The 891-nt window shown below is 66.0% G+C and carries 1 protein-coding gene; it reads right to left on the minus strand.

Annotated elements, in window-relative coordinates; all coding sequences use genetic code 11:
• On the minus strand, window positions 1-891 hold an 891-nt coding region (locus IEX93_RS11345), incomplete at both ends, for a transposase (RefSeq protein ID WP_229906188.1).

The following is an 891-nucleotide window of genomic DNA, read 5'->3' on the forward strand; positions in this document are numbered from 1 at the left end:
GAGCCAACGCTTGGGCTACGAAGGAAAAGGCCGTTACCACCGCCATCACCTGCCGGATGACCGCCTCCAGGCCCCGCACCCGCCCTACACAAGCCTCCAGGCCTAAGGGGCCCTTCAACAAACCAACCACCGTCTCCAGCTCCCACCTTCGTCGGTACAGCCCACGGTAGGCCCCACGCTGAAGCCGCCGCAAGTTGCTCTTCCTCCTTTTCCCCCTGGGCTTCCCCCGTCTTCGGTTGTGCCCAGAAAGGAGCAAAAGCCCCTTCCCCTCCGCAGCCTCAAAGAGAACCTCGGCATCGTAAGCAGAATCCGCAAGGAGCAGGGAGGGCTTTTCCCCTTCCAAAGGGGCCATCCCCCGCACCAGGGCCAGGCCCACCGGACCATCGTGCCGGTGGGCCGGGGTCACGGAGAGGGCCAGGACCTCCCCCGTGTCTAGGTCCAGGAGCAGGTGGAGCTTATACCCGTAGACCCATTGCCCCCTGGAATCCTTCCCCCACCGGGCTTCGGGGTCCGTGGCCTGGGCAGGCAGGGGGGTGGCGTCTAAACCCAGGACCCTTCTTTTGGCCCCCTCCTCTTCCCGCTCCCGCCTTTGCCAAAGCGCCCGCCAGGGCAGGTGCTTGCTCCGCTCGCTCACCGTGGCCCGACCGGGAACGCCGGGCAGGCCTAGCGCCCGGCGCAGGGAGGGGTCTCGTCGGAGTTCCCGGAGCATGCGTTCCACGGACCAGCCCATAAGGACCCGGTAGACGTGAAGGCGCAGGAGATGGGTGTCGGTGTAGGTTCTCGGGCGACCAGGTTTTGGGTTGGGCTCCGGGACCTGGAGGGACCGGACGAGGGTGCGCAGTTGCCATTCTGGGAGCTCTGGTAAGGTGAGAAAGGGGTTGGGTGTCGTCA

Origin of the sequence: Thermus composti (genome assembly GCF_014647535.1) — a bacterium.
Lineage (GTDB): Bacteria > Deinococcota > Deinococci > Deinococcales > Thermaceae > Thermus > Thermus composti.